The sequence below is a fragment of the Mesorhizobium sp. LSJC269B00 genome (genome assembly GCF_000502815.1).
In the GTDB taxonomy this organism is placed as follows: domain Bacteria; phylum Pseudomonadota; class Alphaproteobacteria; order Rhizobiales; family Rhizobiaceae; genus Mesorhizobium.
In genome coordinates this window covers 39,981-55,109 of the sequence record NZ_AYVN01000002.1, presented here as the reverse complement: position 1 = coordinate 55,109, position 15,129 = coordinate 39,981, and the positions used below count along the sequence as shown (strand labels likewise).

The 15,129-nt window shown below is 58.0% G+C and carries 14 protein-coding genes and 1 pseudogene; 9 read left to right on the top strand and 6 right to left on the bottom strand.

The annotated features are described in order from the left end of the window. Positions 1-103: 103 nt before the first annotated feature. The 5 genes and pseudogenes from X771_RS01000000164695 to X771_RS160030 form a co-directional block, all read right to left on the bottom strand. Positions 104-1,567 (bottom strand): annotated as a pseudogene (locus tag X771_RS01000000164695) (NAD-dependent succinate-semialdehyde dehydrogenase). 433 nt (positions 1,568-2,000) lie between these two features. Beyond that, entirely contained in the window at positions 2,001-2,759 is a 759-nt protein-coding gene (locus X771_RS160015; RefSeq protein ID WP_023686792.1) for an amino acid ABC transporter ATP-binding protein, read from the bottom strand. Positions 2,760-2,776: 17 nt separating this feature from the next. After that, complete coding sequence (locus tag X771_RS160020; RefSeq protein ID WP_023686791.1) at positions 2,777-3,559, bottom strand: transporter substrate-binding domain-containing protein; 783 nt, start codon at positions 3,557-3,559, stop codon at positions 2,777-2,779. A 73-nt stretch (positions 3,560-3,632) separates the two neighbouring features. Further along, the gene (locus X771_RS160025) at positions 3,633-4,319 is read right to left on the bottom strand and encodes an ABC transporter permease subunit (RefSeq protein WP_023670591.1); all 687 of its coding nucleotides are present in this window, start codon (positions 4,317-4,319) and stop codon (positions 3,633-3,635) included. After that, entirely contained in the window at positions 4,316-4,999 is a 684-nt protein-coding gene (locus tag X771_RS160030) for an ABC transporter permease subunit (protein WP_023723365.1), read from the bottom strand. The genes X771_RS160025 and X771_RS160030 overlap by 4 nt, the downstream gene beginning before the upstream one ends. Positions 5,000-5,338: 339 nt before the next feature. On the opposite strand from X771_RS160030, the gene argE reads away from it, so the two are divergent. Beyond that, positions 5,339-6,496: an acetylornithine deacetylase gene (argE, locus tag X771_RS160035; RefSeq protein WP_023686789.1), complete on the top strand. Its 1,158-nt coding sequence runs from the start codon at positions 5,339-5,341 to the stop codon at positions 6,494-6,496. A gap of 6 nt (positions 6,497-6,502) precedes the next feature. Here argE and X771_RS160040 read toward each other — a convergent pair whose 3' ends face one another. Continuing rightward, a complete protein-coding gene (locus X771_RS160040; protein WP_023686788.1) occupies positions 6,503-7,435 on the bottom strand; it encodes a LysR family transcriptional regulator in 933 nt (310 codons plus the stop codon). 185 nt (positions 7,436-7,620) lie between these two features. Here X771_RS160040 and X771_RS160045 point away from each other — a divergent pair, with 185 nt between their 5' ends. The 8 genes from X771_RS160045 (at position 7,621) to X771_RS160080 (ending at position 15,129) form a co-directional block, all read left to right on the top strand. Further along, positions 7,621-8,586 (top strand): ABC transporter substrate-binding protein, encoded by a 966-nt coding sequence (locus tag X771_RS160045; protein WP_050587398.1) that lies wholly within the window; start codon positions 7,621-7,623, stop codon positions 8,584-8,586. Between the two features lie 37 nt (positions 8,587-8,623). Continuing rightward, on the top strand, positions 8,624-9,466 hold the full coding sequence (locus tag X771_RS160050) for an ABC transporter permease (RefSeq protein WP_245262520.1): 843 nt from the start codon (positions 8,624-8,626) through the stop codon (positions 9,464-9,466). Positions 9,467-9,474: 8 nt separating this feature from the next. After that, positions 9,475-10,230 (top strand): ABC transporter ATP-binding protein, encoded by a 756-nt coding sequence (locus tag X771_RS160055; RefSeq protein WP_023686785.1) that lies wholly within the window; start codon positions 9,475-9,477, stop codon positions 10,228-10,230. 57 nt (positions 10,231-10,287) lie between these two features. Continuing rightward, positions 10,288-11,250 carry an agmatinase gene (locus X771_RS160060; RefSeq protein WP_023686784.1) on the top strand — a complete coding sequence of 321 codons (963 nt, stop codon included), beginning with the start codon at positions 10,288-10,290 and terminating at the stop codon, positions 11,248-11,250. A gap of 35 nt (positions 11,251-11,285) precedes the next feature. Then, positions 11,286-11,660, top strand: coding sequence for a nuclear transport factor 2 family protein (locus tag X771_RS160065; protein WP_023686783.1), 375 nt, complete (start codon positions 11,286-11,288; stop codon positions 11,658-11,660). A gap of 21 nt (positions 11,661-11,681) precedes the next feature. After that, entirely contained in the window at positions 11,682-12,971 is a 1,290-nt protein-coding gene (locus X771_RS160070) for an aspartate aminotransferase family protein (protein WP_023686782.1), read from the top strand. Between the two features lie 170 nt (positions 12,972-13,141). Further along, positions 13,142-13,816 (top strand): GntR family transcriptional regulator, encoded by a 675-nt coding sequence (locus X771_RS160075; protein WP_023686781.1) that lies wholly within the window; start codon positions 13,142-13,144, stop codon positions 13,814-13,816. 116 nt (positions 13,817-13,932) lie between these two features. Beyond that, positions 13,933-15,129, top strand: coding sequence for a M20/M25/M40 family metallo-hydrolase (locus X771_RS160080; protein WP_023686780.1), 1,197 nt, complete (start codon positions 13,933-13,935; stop codon positions 15,127-15,129).

The following is a 15,129-nucleotide window of genomic DNA, read 5'->3' as shown; positions in this document are numbered from 1 at the left end:
CGTCAAAGCCTTCACGATGGCCATTGCCGCGACGAGAGCCGAATTGAGGACACTTCCGCAAATGGCACCCATTCCGCCACGCTTACCAGGCCTCGATCATCGGCTACGAAATACTCAAGCAGATGTATTGATGTTGATGTAGTCGTCGGCTCCGTATTTCGAGCCCTCCCGTCCCATCCCCGATTGCTTCACGCCGCCAAACGGAGCGACCTCGGTCGAGATCAGACCTGTGTTGATACCACCATCCCAGTTTCGGCAACGCGGAATATACGTGCGACATCTCGCGAGTAGAAATAGCCGGCAAGACCGAACTCGGTCTTGTTTGCCATCGCTACGACCTCCTCCTCTGTCTCGAAGGAGAACAGCGGAGCAAGGGGACCAAAGGTTTCCTCCGCCGCAACCTTCATCTTGGAGGTGACACCGAGGAGTACGGTCGGCGAGAAAAACTGTTTGCCCTGTTCACCGCTTGTCCCGCCTGTCGCTATATGCGCGCCGTGCGACAGCGCATCCTGCAGATGCTCATTGACCTTGTTGACTGCATTTTCATCGATCAGAGGGCCGATCTGTGCCCCTTCAGCAAAGCCATTGCCGACGTTCAGGTTGCGCACCCGGCCTGCGAGTTTCGACGCAAACTCCTCGTAGACTCCCGACTGCACATAGATGCGGTTTGCGCAGACGCAGGTCTGGCCCGCATTGCGGAATTTGGCAACGACCGCCCCTTCCACGGCCGCGTCGATATCGGCGTCGTTGAAAACGATGAACGGTGCATTGCCGCCAAGCTCAAGGCTGAGCTTCTTGATCTGGTCCGCACCTTGCCTCATCAGGATCCGTCCGACATTCGTCGAGCCTGTAAACGAGATCTTTCGAACTTTGTCGCTTGCGCAGAGCACCGAACCAACCATTGCTGCGTTGGTGGATGTGACGATGTTCAGCACGCCCGCCGGGATACCGGCCCTCTCCGCAAGTACCCCAAGGGCGAGCGCCGACAATGGTGTCTGCGCGGCCGGCTTGGCGACCACCGAACATCCCACCGCCAAAGCGGGCGCAAGTTTCCGGGCGAGCATCGCGCTTGGAAAGTTCCAGGGCGTAATTGCTCCAACCACACCAACCGGACTCTTCAGCACGAAAATGCGCTTGTCAGCCTGATGGCCGGGAATGACATCGCCGTAAATCCGTTTTGCTTCCTCGGCGAACCATTCGATGTAGGACGCCCCATAGAGAATTTCGGTCCGGGCTTCTTGCAGGGGCTTGCCCATTTCCGCGGTCAGAATGATCGCAAGATCTTCGACATTTTGAACGACGAGATCATACAGCTTTCGAAGGTATGATGCTCGCTCCTTTCCGGTCAGCTTCGCCCACTTCTTCTGTGCTTCGTGCGCGGCATCGATTGCCTCCCGGAGCTCCAGTTCGCCCATATCTGGGACTGAAAGGATGTGTTCGCCGGTGGCGGGTCGGTCACGGCGAAGACGGATCCTTCCCTGGCACCCACCCAGCGCCCGCCCACAAACGCCTTGTTTACCAGGAGAGTGTCGTCTTTCAATTTGGATGCAAGGTCGGAATTGGTCATGTAACTCCTCATAGTGCCGGTGGCTTTGCCTGGGACTGGTCCTGGCTTTGGCCGTGCTCGCTCCATCGGCCGAGGGCAGCATTGTGACGTCGCAGAGTGACTGCCGGGCGCCGCGGCGTCATTCGCTACCAGCCCACACTTGGCCGGCGGCTTGACGCTCACCTTCGGCGACACCGCAGGCTGTTTTCAGCAGACGGTCCAGATCGCTTTCGGCTCACCGCCAGATCGCAACGAGCACGTCCCACCGATCCCAGCTGCGATCCAATCGATGCCAAAAACGGAGATGACGCGCGATGAAACCCGCCTTCTCGGGGAATGTCGCAAAGCAGCTCTGGACGCGTATGAATTATTGGTGCGAGCAACGACCGAATCGGGTCCAGTCACGAGCTCCATTCTATTTGGGTTTTTATTGGCAACCATGAAGGTACAGCGGCTATCCCCTTGTCGTGGCTTCCACAAAAGAACGCACTCTGGAATTTTGAGACGCGTTGAAGAAGCAGTCGGGCGGCGTAAGCTCGACGATCTCCCCCATATCCATGAAGACGATCTGGTCGGCGATCTGCCTCGCAAATCGCATCTCATGCGTGACGATCATCATCGACATCCCTTCGTCGGCAAGACCCAGCATGACGTCGAGCACTTCGTTCACCAGTTCCGGATCGAGCGCCGAGGTCGGCTCGTCGAAGAGCATCACGGCAGGCTGCATCGTCAAAGCACGGGCGATTGCCACGCGTTGCTGCTGACCTCCTGATAGCTGAGACGGATACTTGTCCTTCAGTTGCTCCACGCGCACCTTTCTCAACTGCGCCATGGCAATTTCCTCCGCAGCAGCCCGTGTCATCTTCCTTACGCGCCGCGGGGCCAGGATGAGGTTTTCCATGACGGTCAGATGCGGGAAAAGATTGAATTGCTGGAAGACCATTCCGACGTCGCCGGCGAGTTGCCTTGCGTTCGCACAATCGGGATCGAGATCATGACCCGCTACCCTGATTGAGCCTGCGGATCTTCGCTCAAGACCGACGATGCAGCGTACAAGGGTCGACTTGCCCGATCCCGACGGACCGCAGACGACGAACCGTTTTCCGGCCGGCATCTGCAAGGTGATTGCGGTCAAAACCGGGTGTTGGCCAAATCGCTTGGACACTCCGGCGACATCGATCGCCGGATCGGTTGTGTGTCGTTCGGAATCCATGCTCTTGCTCCGAATGCTCATGGCTTCTTCGGAGAGATATCCATGCCAAAATACTTCTGGCTCAGTGTTTTGAACTCGCCGGAGTCCTGTACCGCCTTCAGGCCCGAAGCAAGCGCGGATGCCGTAGCCTTTTCGTTCTGGCGAATTCCAATGCCTGGGCCGATGCCGAAATGCTTGGTGTCCGACAGCGCCGGTCCGATAAACTCAAACTCCTTTCCTTCAGGCTTCTTCAAAAATCCCTCGGAGAGGGCGATCGCGTTGTCAAGGACGAGTTCGACGCGGTCGGCCGACAAGTCAAGAAGAGCATTGTCCAGGCTCGGATAGCTCGTGATTTTTGCTGTTGTCCCTGCAACGTCGCGAACGTAACTCTCGCTGATCGTTCCCGACGCTACACCGATGGTTCTGCCCTTAAGCCCCGCCGGGGTGACATCGGCAGACGATCCAGATTTGCCAACGAAGCGAGGCGGATCGACGTAATAGGGCCCGACGAACGTGATGACTTTCTTGCGTTCGTCGGTGATGTTCATCGAGGCGATGATCGCATCGATCTTCTTTGCCTTGAGTGCAGGAATAAGACCGTCGAACGCGATGGCGGTAAATGTGCAATTCAGCTTGGCCGCCTTGCAGATTGCATAACCGAGATCGACTTCGAACCCTTGCGGCTGGCCATTCGCGTCGACAAAATTGAAGGGAGGAAAGGCACCCTCCGTTCCGATTTTCACGTCTTGCTGTGCGTAAGCCGAGTTGACCGAACATACAGCCGCAAAGACGGCTGCCGTCGTAAGACGCTTCCAATTCATTGGTTCCTCCCAGAGGGGTATCGTTCGAATTTCATTGTCGACAGTCGGCAATCTATCGATGCGAAGATATCTGTCAATGGCTGTTCGGCAGATGCCGCCGAAACCGGCGATCGAGGACATTCCAGCTCAACCTGAGCACCTCAACGCAGCAGATGTAGATAAGCCCCGCCCAAAGATATGGGCTTAGTTCAAAGCTCCGCGCATAGACCAATCTGGCGGAACCCATCAGGTCATAGACGGCGACGATGGAGGCGACGGCGCTCGCCTTTACAAGAAGAACGAGTTCATTGCCGAGCGGTCTCACCGCGACGACCATCGCTTGCGGAATCAAGATGTCGACAAACGTGTTGTAGGGGGACAAACCGAGGGTCTGCGCCGCTTCGGTTTGCCCGCGCGCGACCAAGTTTATGGCGCCGCGGTAAATCTGGGCTTGATAGGCTGCGGTGTTCAGCGAAAACGTCAAGATCGTGCAGAAGAAGGGGTCTGCGAAGAGCCACCAGAGGCCGACATGGTCCAGGGCTGTGCGGAACTGGCCGCTTCCATAGTAGACCAGGAAAAGCTGTGCGAGCAGCGGCGTACCGCGGAAGAAGAGCAGGTATGAACTGGCTATGAGACGGATGGATGCACGACCACTGAGAAGCGCCATCGTCAGCGGAATCGCCGCAAGGAACCCCAGAAAGGCGGACACGGCCACGATCTTCAGGGTGACGGCAAAACCGGCCAGAAGCTGAGGGGCAAAATCGGGCAGGAACAAATTCAAGACGCGCTCCTGGCATATCCGCGAGAGAACCGTGCCTCGAGTACACCTGCGGTGCGTTCCGAGACCGTGGTCAACAGGAGATAGATGATGCAGGCGGCCCCGTAGAACGCGAACGGTTGCTTGGTGCTCGATACCGCCAGGCTGGTCGTCCGCATGAGGTCATTGAGCGCGATGATCGAGACCAATGATGTATCTTTCAACAATACAATCCACGTATTCGACAGGCCAGGCATCGCCGCCCGCAGCATCTGAGGTGCGATGACATCCTTGAATGTCTGAAAGCGATTAAGGCCGATCACCTGCGCGGCCTCGGCCTGGCCGCTGGCGATGGAGTTCAGCGCAGACCGGAAGACTTCCGCGGAGAAGGCTCCGAAAACGAGAGCCAGGGAGAATACGCCCGCTGCAAACGGGCTGATCTCGCCAAAGCCGTCAATCCCGATTTCGTCTGCGAACTGATTGAGCAGTTCCTGCGCTCCATAGTAGATCACGATCAGCGTCAGAAGCTCCGGCAAGCCGCGGAAGACTGTCGAGTAGACCGCCGCAACGGACCGCAGGCAAAGACTTTCCGACCTTGATGCCAAGGCCAGCACCAATCCAAGCAAGAGCCCTACCGGAAGCGTCGCAAGTGCCAGCCCAACGGTCAAAACCGTCCCCGACGCGATCTGTCCAGCCCAGTCCAATCTGAAACCTCATCTCACACGTCGCCGATATCTAGCATGGCGAACCTATTGTCCACTGTCGACAATATGGCTCTCAAACCCTTGTTTGAAAGTTTGACATCATGTGCCGTCCGATTGGGGTCTACTGGGAGCCCAAGTCTGGGGAACGTTCGTCTCGGCGGTTGGATGTATTGCAAGGACATATCGGCTTGCCTGGCTCACCTCTCATACTCCGCGGAATGCACAATGTTGGCGCGGCGGCCAACGGCATCCTCCCATTTGCCGGCTGACGGCGACGGCGGCTTCATCCTTCGGGCTAAGTCGCCGTCGCAGCCACTGGAACCAAAGGTCGAATGAAGGATGCCCTCCACAGACGCTATCGAGATCCTATCCAAGCTGGTGGGATTTAAGTCGCTATCGGGTCAATCCAACCACGACATCGCGGACTATGTCGAAACGTTCGCCAGATCCCTGGGGGCGACCATCCAAAGGTTCCCCTCAGCCGATGGCACCCGAACCAGCCTGCTCATGACGCTCGGACCAATGGTTCCGGGCGGAATTGTCCTGTCGGGCCATATGGACGTGGTTCCCGCGGGGAACCAGCCCTGGACTTCCGACCCATTCGCGTTGCGGCAGGCGGATAAACGCCTCTACGGGCGTGGTGCGGTGGACATGAAAGGCTTCCTCGCCCTTGCCCTCTCGCTTGCCGCGACCATGCCCATTGCCGAGCTCACCAAGCCGCTCCACCTTGCGTTTTCTTATGACGAAGAAATCTCCTGTGAAGGGGTAAAACCGATCGTGCGCCATATCGCCAAGTCGGTTCCGAAGCCTCTCGCGGTCATCGTCGGCGAACCCACCGAAATGCAGGTTGTAGGCGCGCACAAAGGCGCGCTCGATTGGACGATCGAGGTTCTCGGCAAGGCGGCCCACTCAAGTCTTCCGCATCTGGGCGCGAATGCCATTCACGCGGCCGCCCGCCTGGTTTGCGAGGTGGAGGAGATTGCCAGGGAGCTTGAGAAGCAGCCGTCACCGAATGCCGAGCTCTACGACGTGCCGCATCCCACTGTCACTGTCGGAGTCATCGAAGGAGGCACCGCTGGAAACGTCATCCCAGCGCGGTGCAGCTTCCAGATGGAGGCCCGAACAGTGGAGCAGGGCCAGGCTGCAACTATCCTTGCCCGGATTTCAAACCTTGCGCGCGATGTTGTGCTTCCTGGGCTGTGCGCGACTGCTCCCGGTTGTGAGATCAAGATCACGGAGCGTTTCGATATTCCGCCACTTGTCAGAGAGGCCTCCAGTGTTGCGGAACAGCTCGTCAGCCGCTTCAGTTCCTCGCCGGATGTGAAGGCCGTGTCGTATGCAACCGAAGCCGGCTTCTTCCAGGCCGCGGGGCTTTCCACAGTGGTCTTTGGGCCAGGGAGCATATCACAGGCTCATCAGGTCGACGAGTTTATCGACAAAGAGCAATTCAGGGAGGGAGAAAGAGTGCTGGCGCTGATCGCCAAAACCCTCTTCTGACGTGGTTCAATTCGCCTCCTGGTTTGCAAGTTGCCGCGACTCGCTGAGGAGATCATCTCGAAACGTCGAGACGAGGACAGAGGGAGCGTTGCTCTCCCGAGACACGATGTACACCGGCCAATCCACGCTGAATCGTTCCGGATTGATCTTTCGCAGTATGCCCAGGTCAACCCATGCCGCAGAGTACTGATCCGGAAGATAGCCGATATGGAGACCCGTCAAGATGAATTCGAGGGTCGCTTCGACGTGCATCGAAACGACGGTTGAGTTCCAATTGGTTTCAACCATTTCCTGTTGCCGCGTTAAAAACCCTCGCCGGACGAAATCGACTTGACGAAGGTCATCATCGCTAAGCGCACTTGCCGAACGATCGAAAAGTGGATGCTTCGAACCACAGTAAAGCGATATTCTTTCGGAGTAGGCCTGCTCATACTTCAAGCCATTCAGCGGGCTTCGGCTTCCGGTAAGACCAAGATCGCAACGACCGTCATAGACACCCCGCTCGACATCGTTGGACGGCACAACATTCATGGTTATCTCAACGCCATTCGAACGCTCTCGAAATCGCCGAAGCGCACCAACCAAGGGGTTCAGCCGATCGCTGGCTATGTTTTCCATCTGCCATATCGTCAGTTCGCCCATGAGTTGCCCCTTGGAACCGGCAACCGTTGTTCTGAAACTGTTGATCTCGCTAAAGAGCCGCAGGGTGGCCTCATACACAACCTGTCCCTGTGGCGTCAGCGAGAACCCGCTAGGACCGCGAACACAAAGCTTCAGGCCAAAGCGCGTCTCCAAATCTGCTATGTGGATTGAGATCGTTGATCGACCCAGACCTAGCGTTTCCTCTGCGGCCGCGAAACCATTGCATTCGGTCACCGCCTTGAAGACCCGAAGGAGCCGGATATCAACCTTGTCCAGGGGTGGGATTTCTACGCGCATACTCCGCCTTTCGACCGTGCCTCCGCCGTTTCAGGATAATCCCGCACGACTTGATGGGGTGATGCCAGCCCCATAAATCACAGTTATCGCGAGAGGACCATTTCGCATTGACTAGATCGGACTTATGTGAGACGAAATATTGTCGACAGAAGACAGTCGTCAAAAAACAGCGATGGGGAACGTCAATGAAACTGCTTAAGGGACTCGCTCTCGCGGGCGTAATCGCCATGTCTGCAAGCTGGAACGCCGCTGATGCGGCGGAAAAAATTTCGGTCGCGCACTCGACCTGGATCGGTTACGGCGCGCTCTACATCGCCAAGGAAAAGGGCTTCTTTGAAAAGGCAGGACTGGATGTAAACCTGCAGATCATCGAGGCATCTTCAGACGCCATCGCCGCAATGCAGGGCGGTCAGATCAACATCGTCGCCTCGACGATGGACAACTTCGCGCTGTTTACCGGAAATGGAGCTGACCTCGAGGTTCTGACCGCGCTCGACGAGTCGGCCGGCGGCGACGGAATTGTCGCGAAGAAAGAGATAGCTACCGTCGCCGACCTGAAGGGCAAATCAGTCGGTGTCCAGAAAGGCTCGGTCTCGCAGTTCCTTCTCGCGCAGGCGCTTAACAAGGCCGGATTGAAGCTCGAAGACGTCCATGTCATCGACATGAAGTCGGGTGACGCCGGCGCAGCGTTCGTTGCGGGGAGCGTCGATGCAGCCGTGACGTGGCAGCCCTGGCTTTCCAAGGCCGCAGCCACCGACTTCGGCAAAATTCTGGCCGACACCAGCACGATGCCCGGCCTGATCGTCGACGCGCTCGCCGCGAAGTCAGACTATGCCAACGGGCACAAGACGGAGATGAAGGCTTTCGTCGACGCCTACTTCGAAGGCATCGCTTTCATGGGGACGAACCCGGCAGAGGCGCATGAGATCATTGCTCGAAATCTGAAAATGAGCACCGAGACACTCGAGGGCACGCTGAAGGACGTTCGCTTCTTTACCAAACAGGACAACGTGGCGTTCTTCTCCGGCGATCGCAGCCCGGCCTTTGCACTCGTGTCCCAGGCGGGCGGGTTCTATCAGAAAATCGGCGTGCTGCGCTCGACGCCGGACGCGGCAAAGGTCGTCGGCATCGCCGGCGAACTGGCAAAGTGAGCTTGGAGGGACGATGCGGACTTCCCAAGCGCTTCCAATGAAAAGCGAACTCAAAACGGCGGGCGTCTCTGAGATACGCCCAGGCTTCCTCACCAAGGTGCGGACATATTTGAGACCAAGGGCAATCCTGCCTGCAAGCGAGCGGATGACGATTTCCGTCGTTGGCGTACTGGCCTTTTTTCTGCTGTGGTTGCTTGTCACCGAGGCCGGTTGGATTCAACCCTTCTTCCTTCCCAGCCCCATCGCAGTCGCCAGTCGTCTGGCCAACATGGTCGTGAGCGGTGGCTATTTGGAGGATGTCTGGGCAAGCTCTTACCGTGTATTCGGCGGATTTTTTATCGCGGCGGTAGTGGCCGTGCCGATCGGCATCCTCATCGGGAATTTCCCGTTCTTCCGTTCGCTTCTCGAGCCGTTGCTCAGCACCGCGCGCTATTTGCCTGCAACGGCCTTCGTGCCGCTGATGATCATCTGGCTTGGGATCAACGAATCGCAGAAAATCTCGATCGTCTTCATGGGCACGTTCTTCCCGCTCGCCCTGTTCATCGCGAGCATTTCGGAAGGCGTCTCAAGTGACCTTATGAACAGTGCCTACTCGCTTGGAGCGAGTTCGCGACAGGTGTTTTTCAAGGTTCTGCTGCCCGCCTGCGTTCCGGCAATCGTGGATGCGCTGCGCATTACGGCGGGCATCGCCTGGACCTATGTCATCGTTGCGGAACTCGTCGGAGCAGACAAGGGAATGGGGATCGCCATCCTGCAATCCCAGCGCTTTCTTCTGACGGATCAGGTCATCGCCGGCATCGTGGCCGTCGGCATCCTGGGCGTCTTGACCGACCTCGCATTCCGCTATGCGCACCGCAAGTTTTTCCCCTACATTTACTGAGGACCACCATGACACGCGTTCTTGTCGACAACGTCAGCGTGGAATTCGCTCGGCATCGGGAAGCTCCGCAGATAGCGCTGACGAATACCAATCTGGAAATCGAGCAAGGCGAGTTCGTCTGCCTTCTCGGGCCATCCGGATGCGGAAAATCCACTTTGCTCAATGTTGTGGGCGGGCTGGTGGAAGCTTCGACTGGATCGATCAAGGTCGATGGACGACCCGTTGCCCAACCGGGCCCGGATCGCGGAATGGTCTTCCAGAACTATTCGCTCTATCCTTGGCTTACAGTGAGACAGAACATCGAGTTCGGCCCGAAACTAAATCGCTGGCCGAAGGCCAAGGTCTCTCAAATCGCCAATGAACTCATTGAGATTGTGGGTCTCAAGGAATACGCGGACCAGTTTCCAAAAGTCCTGTCGGGCGGCATGAAGCAACGCGTGGCGATCGCCCGCGCGCTGGCGATGGAGCCTGGCGTTCTGTTGATGGATGAGCCGTTCGGGGCGCTCGACGCGCAGACGCGCTCTCGGATGCAGGAACTGCTGCTCGACATCTGGTCTCGTAAGCGGACCACCGTGATCTTCGTGACCCATGACATCGAGGAAGCCGTCTATCTCGCGGATCGCGTGCTGGTCATGAGCGCACGCCCCGGCAGGATCATCGAAGACTTCAGGATTGAACTGCCGAGGCCGCGGGTCCCCGACATCGTCGCGAGCGAGGAATTCACCCGTTACCGCAAACACATGCTCCACCTGCTGAGGCATTGACGCGCTGATCTCAATTTGCGGCCGCTTGACCCCACTGGCCGACAAGAAAGGAATGAAATGTCGAACGAATTCAATCCCGTAGATTCATCCGTAACCCCGCGATACGCCGAGATCGCAACGTTCATGCGCGCCGCCCGGTCGGAAATTTCGCCTTCCATCGACATCGCTCTGGTCGGTGTCCCCCTGGATCTCGGTGCGACGTATCGGTCTGGTGCGAGACAGGGACCGGCGGGCGTTCGCGAAGCCTCGCGCCTGATCCGACAGGTCAATCCGACCACCGGCGTCGCGCCATACCGCATCGCGAATATCGCCGATATCGGCGACGCGCCAACCCATCCACTCAGCGTCGAGAAAAGCGTCGAGCACATCGAACAGTTCTTCCAGCGCGTCCACGAAGCTGGTGCCGTTCCGATCTCAGTGGGCGGAGACCACACGGTCCCGCTTCCAATTCTCAGGGCGATCGCGAAGGACGGCCCGGTCGGCCTGATCCAGATCGACTCGCATTCCGATACCTTCGACGAATTCATGGGAACGAAGTACAACCACGCCACCTTCGTCCGTCGTGCGGTGGAAGAAGGCCTTCTTGATCCCAAGCGGATCGTCCAGATCGGTCTGCGAGGCACCCGCTACGGCGACGACGACATCGTCTATGGTGGTCAGGTCGGCATCCGAATGATCACGATGGACGAGTACGAGACGATGGGCCGCGCAGCGGTCATCGAGGAGATCAAACGCGTAATCGGCGCCGGCCGGACTTACTTCTCGATCGACATCGACGGTCTGGACCCGAAGGACGCACCCGGCACGGGTGTCCCTGAGCCAGGCGGCATCATGATGCGGGACGCCCAAATGATCCTGCGGTCGCTCAATGGCATCGATTTGATCGGCGGTGACATCTGCGAAGTCGTGCCGTCGCTGGATCCGACCGGGATCACCTGTATCAACGCCGCGAACCTGATGTTCGAGCTCACGTGCCTGGCGGCGGTAGCCCACTTGAACCGCACGACGAAACAGGCCTGATCGGCCCGAACAGAACAAACGTAAGGGAGGACATCATGTCAGGCCAAGCCGCGTTGCGCGAACTCGCAAACAAGTACTTCGACGCGCTGTATTTCGGGAAGGCGGACCTCTTCGCTGAGGTGTTTCATCCCGCAGCGATGCTCTACTGCTTCACGGAAGCGGAACCCGTAATCATGGGCGTAGACAAGTACCTCGAGATCGTGCGGGGCCGTGTTTCACCGGCTTCCCGCAACGATCCGAGGCGAGACGAGGTCGTTGCAATCGAGATCGCCAGCCTCACGACAGCTCATCTTCGGGTCAAGGAGATTTTCATTCCGAAGAACTTCGTGGACGAACTGACCTGCGTCAAAACCGCCGCCGGATGGAAGATCGTCTCGAAGGTTTGGCACTTCACTTTGGATGCGCAATGATTGCGAGAATGGAATAGCAAAATGACATCCGTGAACGACAAGGAACTTCACACAAGTGCCGAAATTTTCGACGCCTTCATCGAGCGGTCCTGGCGGTCGAATGCTGAGCGGCAGAAGGCGAAAGGCGCTGAATTCGTCATCGGCAAACGCGAAGGCGTTTACATGTGGGACATCGAAGGCAAGCGGCGTCTGATCGACTGCGGCACCGGCGGCGGCGTGCACGCCTTGGGACATCGCCATCCAGAGATCCTGGCTGCGCTGCGGCAGGCTCTCGACGACGGCCGGGACACCGGGCTTTGGTCGGTACCCAATGCCAAATATTTGGAACTCCAGGACAAGCTGGCGGCGCTCGCGCCCAAGGCCCATCTGAATCGGAGCGTGATTACGCTTTGCTCCACTCTTTCGGTCGATCTGGCCACAATGTTCGCGTTCCGCGTGACCAAGCGCCAGAAGATGCTTGCCTACAGATATGGATATCACGGCCATACAGGATTCGCGGCTATCGTCACGGGCTCGCCCGAAGAAGGGATCATCGACCACTATAATCTTCCCTCGCACGCGAACTTTCTCGAGCGGTTCGGCGATATCGAGGAACTCGACCGGCTTCTTACCTCCGAGATCGCGGCCTTCATCATCGAGCCGATGGACTACGAGACCTTCGAGGCGGCTTCCAAGGACTTCTTCACCCAGGCGTCCCGCCTTTGCAAAGAGCGCGGAGTGTTGTTCGTCGTGGACGAAACACGCACCGGTTTGGGTCGATCGGGGACACTGTGGGCTTCGGAGCAGTATGACATCGATCCGGACATGATGATCACCGGCAAGGGCTTGTCGGGGGGCCTGTATCCAGCGAGTGCCGTATTGATGCGGGCGGAGATCTACGAGCAGTGCATGAATCAGCATCGGTTCGCGTATATCTCCAGCCTCGGCGGCAACGAGATTAGCTGTGTTGTCGCGGCGAAGGTGCTTGACGTCGCCTCCAGTCCGGCTTTGTTGGAGAACGTCCGCAAAGTTGGAGCGTACCTCCACAACGCCTTCCAAGCGCTCTGCTCGAAACACTCCGACGTTCTCAAGGGCGTTACATCCTTCGGGCTCGCCGTCTCGGTTCAAGTTGCCAACCGGGATGTGGGGCGTGAACTCTACAGGAAGATTCTCGCCGATGGCGTTTTATGCCACAGCGTCGCGGAGATCGATCCGCCCGGTCTGAAGTTCTTTCCTCCACTGGTGCTTACCGAAGCGGAGGCAGACCAGATCGTTGATGCTCTCGACCGCGCTGGCTCTTCACTGCGCAAGTCTGTGAAGTCTGCCGCGTAATCCGCCCACCCTCCCTGGCGAAGAGCCGGGGAGGTTCTCCACACTGGAAAACGGAGCGAATCAGTACTGTGCACGGTTTCGTATTCTTTTTCCGCAAGTTCCGCTAAGTTGCCTGCGCTGATGCTGGACCGAATTCGGTAGGCTGCGCCAACCATGAAGAGAGGCCCACCATGGGTGTCGTGAAACAAGATGAAACCAACGGTTTGGTGATCCAGCGTAATTCGGTTGCTGACCAGGTGTACTTCGACCTCCGTGCCAAACTTCTTTCAGGACAGATCGCCCAGGGGGAGCGCATCGTCGAAGCCAGCATCGCCAAATCTCTCGGCATCAGCCGCGCGCCGATCCGCGAAGCCGTCAACCGCCTGACCGAAGCCGGGCTTCTTGAGAGCCGCACCCATTACGGGACCTCGGTCATCCAGATGAGTGCGGAGAAAATTCGCGAATTGTATGTCGTGAGGAATGCCATCGAGGCGTTGGCGATCAGGGCGGTGGCCGAGCGCCATACTTCCGAAGACATCAAGAAGCTGCGCAAGCTCATCAAAACGATGTCGAATTTTGCGAAGAATCGCGATTTGCCTGGCTTGGTCGACGCAGAACTCGAATTCCACGAAGCTCTCTGGCGGATGGCCAAGAACCCGTACATCGAAAAGGTCGCCGGACTTCTGTTCGACCATCTTCGCCTCGCGCTTACGATCGACAATGCCGGTTACAAGAACCTCATGGACGTGGCGCAGGAGCACGAGCCTCTCGTGCAAGCGATAGAAAGCGGCGACCCAGATAAGGCGGCCGCAGCGCTCGCTGAGCACATAATGACTTCACTGGACGCCTTTGCTTCCACGAAATAGGTCAACGCGGCCGCACGGCAGCATCACGAGTTCAGCCCAAAACTTCCCCGTAATCCCGACATGAGGCCGTTCCTAAAGGCCGAAAATGTCGACAGTAGACAGAAGAGTACTTCATCATGCTCAGAAATTCAGTTGGTGCTGCTATTGACGAAGCGATCGACACTCCTGCGCTTATCGCGGCTTGCCAGAAGGTGGTACGGATCGAGAGCCTCACCGGCCAGGAGGCGAATGTCGCGAAGTTCGTCGCCGAAAAGATGATCGAGCTTTCCTTTGACGACGTGAAAATCGATGCGAACGGAAATGTCATCGGGACGGTTTTCGGTGACGGGACCGGGCCATCCGTCATGATCAACGGCCACATCGATCACGTCCCCGTTGGCGCTATGCAGAATCCGTTCTCCGGTGAGCTCGTGGACGCTTCCCGTTGGGGCGAAAGCGGTCAGGCCATTTTCGGCCGTGGATCGTGTGACATGAAGTGCAACGTCATGTCGGCCGTGTATGCGGTGGGTGCCCTGCAGCGCAGCGGCCTGAAGCCGGGCGGCGATGTGATCGTTGTCGCCGACGTCGAGGAAGAGACCGACTCTCCCAAGGGTGTGAAGTCCGTTATCGAAGGAGGCATTCGCGCGGACTACGGAATCTCCGTGGAATCGACGAGGGGACAGGTCTATCTCGGTCATCGCGGCAAGCTGGAGTTCGAGGTCTGCTTCCATGGGCGAACCTCCCACGCGTCGGAGCCGTCGAACGGCGTCAATGCGATCTACCTTTCGATGGCGTTCATCGGTGCTCTGGAGCAATACGCGTCAACACTGCCCGAAGACGACCTTCTTGGTCCTGCCACGGTTGTCGTGACCGGCATGCATTCCTTCCCGGACAATGGGACCGCCGTCGTACCAGACCTCGTGAAGATGAGGGTAGACCGTCGCTACATTCGGGGGGAGGATGAAGAGAGCTGCCTTTCGGAAATCAGTCAAATCCTGACGGCTGCATACGGAGAAACCGATGGGGTCAAGTGGAGTGCGGAAGTCACCAACCACTATCCGTTGATGTTCACCCCACAAACCAGCCTGGTGGCTCAGGCTGCCATCGTCGCGGCGCTCGACGTCGACGACACCGCCCCGGCAATCTCGGCCTGGCGTTTCGGTGTGAACGGCACGTTCATGAACGCGGCCGGCATCCCCACGATCGGTCTTGGCCCCGGCGACGAGAAATGGGCGCACACACCGGAGGAACACATCGGGACGGCAGACCTCGTCAATTCCGCGCGCAAGATTGCCAGGACCGTCATGGCTCTGACCAAAGGCGGGGAGGCCTGA